Annotated in this window: 3 protein-coding genes; all 3 read left to right on the top strand. The window is 71.3% G+C overall.

Annotated elements, in window-relative coordinates; genetic code table 11:
• Positions 1-716: CaiB/BaiF CoA transferase family protein (locus tag ACE3T5_RS21385; protein ID WP_374670131.1), on the top strand; the 716-nt coding region annotated here is incomplete at its 5' end.
• 109 nt (positions 717-825) lie between these two features.
• A complete protein-coding gene (locus ACE3T5_RS21380) occupies positions 826-2181 on the top strand; it encodes an MmgE/PrpD family protein (RefSeq protein ID WP_374670130.1) in 1356 nt (451 codons plus the stop codon).
• 35 nt (positions 2182-2216) lie between these two features.
• Positions 2217-3149 (top strand): LysR substrate-binding domain-containing protein, encoded by a 933-nt coding sequence (locus ACE3T5_RS21375; RefSeq protein ID WP_374670129.1) that lies wholly within the window; start codon positions 2217-2219, stop codon positions 3147-3149.
• The last annotated feature ends 14 nt before the right edge of the window (positions 3150-3163 follow it).

Here is a 3163-nt window from a genome sequence, read left to right as displayed (position 1 = left end):
AGGAGCCCTCCAAGTCCGGCAACTCCGCCGCCGACATCGCCGCCGGCATGTATGCCTTCACCAGCATCCTCTCGGCGCTCATGCTGCGCCAGCGCACCGGCGAGGGCAGCCACATCGACGTCTCGATGCTGGAGAGCCTGACCGAGTGGATGGGTTACCCGCTGTACTACGCCTTCGACGGCGCGCCGCCGCCACCGCGCACCGCGGCCTCGCACGCCAGCATCTACCCGTACGGGCCGTTTGCCGCCGGTGATGGCGGCACGGTGATGCTGGGTCTGCAGAACGAGCGCGAGTGGAAGGTCTTCTGCGACCAGGTGCTGCGCGACCCGGCGCTGGCCACCGATCCGCGCTTCGACACCAACGCGCGGCGCAGCGAGCATCGCGCCGAGCTGAAGGCGCTGATTCTCGAAGCGTTCGCGAAGCTGGCCACGCAGGAGGTGATCGACCGGCTGGACGCCGCCCAGATCGCCAACGCGCGCATGAACGACATGGCCGGCGTGTGGGCGCATCCGCAACTGCGCGCACGCGAGCGGTGGCAGCAGGTGGGCACGCCCGCCGGTCCGGTGCCAGCGCTGCTGCCGCCCGGCCGCAACAACCGGTTCGACTACCGCATGGACGCCATCCCCGCCGTGGGCGAGCACACCGAGGCGATCCTGCGCGAGCTGGGTCGCGATGCCGAGGCGATCGCCGCGCTGCGCGCGTCCGGCGCGGTGTAGCAGCCCCGTCGTCCCCGCGCAGGCGGGGACCCAGGAAGTCTCTGCTCGCCACCACCTCCTGGATTCCCGCCTGCGCGGGAATGACGGGAACCCCCAGGAACAGACCCCCATGACCACCCCTACCGCGACCCTCGCCGCCTTTGCTGCCGACCTGCAGTTCGACGACATCCCCGCCCCCGTGATCCGCAAGACCGAGGACCTGCTGGTCGACTGGTTCGGCTCCGTCGTGGCGGGCCACGGCTCGCGGCCGGTGGCCAGCATCACCCGCTTCGCACTGGCCAACGGCCCCGACCAGGGCCCCAGCGAAGTGATCAACGAACGCCGCACCAGCAGCCCCTACCTGGCCGCCATGGCCAACGCCGCGGCCTCGCACGTGGCGGAGCAGGACGACGTGCACAATGGCTCGGTGTTCCATCCGGCCACGGTGGTGTTCCCGGCGGCGCTGGCCATGGCCCAGCAGATCGGTGCGAGCGGGCGTGACCTGCTCACGGCGGCCGTGGCGGGTTACGAAGTCGGCATCCGCGTGGGCGAGTACCTGGGCCGGCCGCACTACCGCATCTTCCACACCACGGGCACGGCGGGCACGCTGGCGGCTGCAGCGGCTGCAGGCCGGCTGCTGCGCCTCGATGCCGGGCAGATGCAGCACGCGCTGGGCTCCGCGGGCACCACCGCCGCGGGCCTGTGGGAGTTCCTGCGCACCGCGGCCGACAGCAAGCAGCTGCATACGGCCCACGCTGCCGGTGCCGGGCTGATGGCGGCCTGCCTGGCGCAGGACGGCTTCACGGGCGCGGCGCAGATCCTGGAGGGGCCGCAGGGCATGGCGGCGGGCATGACGACCGGTGCCGATGCCGCGCGACTGACGGATCGCCTGGGCACGCGCTGGGCCACGGCAGAGACCTCGTTCAAGTACCACGCCAGCTGTCGCCACACGCATCCCGCGGCCGACGCGCTGCTGCAGGTGATGCAGGCGCACGGCCTGAAGCCCGACGACTTGGCCGAGGTCATCACCCATGTGCACCAGGGCGCCATCGACGTGCTGGGGCCGGTGGTCAATCCGGCCACGGTGCACCAGAGCAAGTTCTCCATGGGCACCGTGCTGGCCCTGGTGGCGCAGTTCGGCCACGCGGGCCTGTCGGAGTTCGACGCCCACTTCGTGAGCGCGGCCACGCAGGCCTTCCGCGACAAGGTGCGCATGGTGCTCGACGACGAGGTGGATGCGGCCTATCCGGTGCGCTGGATCGGCAAGGTCACGGTGAAGTGCGTGGACGGCCGGGTGCTGCACGGCCGCGTGGACGAGCCCAAGGGCGACCCGGGCAACACCTTGAGCCGCGAGGAGATTACCGCCAAGGCGATGCGGCTGGCGGCGTACAGCGGCGGGGCGGGCGAGGCCGAGATGGCGGTGGCCATCCAGCGCCTGTGGGCCATCGCCGAAGCGCCGCGCGCAGGCGCCTTGCTCGGCGCGTGAGGCCGGCTGAGGGTCATGCGGCAGAATCCCGCCCCATGGCCCTGCACTTCGACCTGGTGGATCTGCGCCTGCTCGTGCGCGTGGCCGAAGCCAACAGCCTGACCAGGGGCGCGGAGGCATCGCACCTCTCGCTGCCGGCGGCCAGCACGCGCATCAAGAACCTGGAAGAGAGCATCGGCACGCGCCTGTTCTGGCGCAACAGCCAGGGCGTCACGCTCACGCCGCCGGGCCAGGCCTTCGTGCACCACGCGCGCATGGTGCTGGGGCAGATCGAGCATCTGCGCGGCGACCTGCAGGAGTACACGCGCGGCGTCAAGGGCCACCTGCGCGTGTACGCCAACACCACGGCGCTGAGCGAATTCCTGCCGCCGGTGCTGGGGGCCTACCTGCGCACGCACCCGGACGTGAACATCGACCTGCGCGAGCGCCTGTCCAACGACATCATCCGCGCCGTCACCGAGGGGCAGACGGACATCGGCATCGTCGCTGGCACGGTGCGCACCGAGAACCTGGAGACGCTGCCCTACCGGCAGGACCGGCTGGTGCTGGTCGTCCCGCCCGGCCATGCGCTGGCCGATGAGCCTTCGGTGGCCTTCGAGCACACGCTGGACGAACACCACGTGGGCCTGCACGAGGCGAGTGCGCTGCACGGCTTCCTGCGGCAGGTGTGCGAGCGGCTCTCGCGCACGCTGCAGCTGCGCATCCAGGTCAGCAGCTTCGAGGCCGCGTGCCGCATGATCGAGGCCGGCGTGGGCATTGGCGTGCTGCCCGACTCCGCGGCGCGGCGCCATGCGCAGCACATGGCTATCCGCATCGTGGCGCTGCAGGACGCGTGGTCGCTGCGCTCGCTGCAGATCTGCGTGCGCAGCTTCGAGGGCCTGCCCGTGTTCGCGCGTGACCTGGTGGCCCTGCTCACGCAGGACGCTGAGCAGTCCGAGGCCGCTCAGGCCGACGCAGCGCCGCGATAGCGGAAGGTGCCCAT

It is taken from the genome of Ramlibacter sp. (assembly GCF_041916345.1).
Classification (GTDB): Bacteria; Pseudomonadota; Gammaproteobacteria; order Burkholderiales; family Burkholderiaceae_C; genus Ramlibacter.
This window is presented reverse-complemented; position numbering and strand designations above follow the sequence as displayed.

Bases quoted from the DNA above. Each gene is read 5' to 3' on its own strand.
- ACE3T5_RS21375 (WP_374670129.1), top strand. From the start codon at position 2,217: ATGGCCCTGCACTTCGACCTGGTGGATCTGCGCCTGCTCGTGCGCGTG.
- ACE3T5_RS21380 (WP_374670130.1), top strand. From the start codon at position 826: ATGACCACCCCTACCGCGACCCTCGCCGCCTTTGCTGCCGACCTGCAG.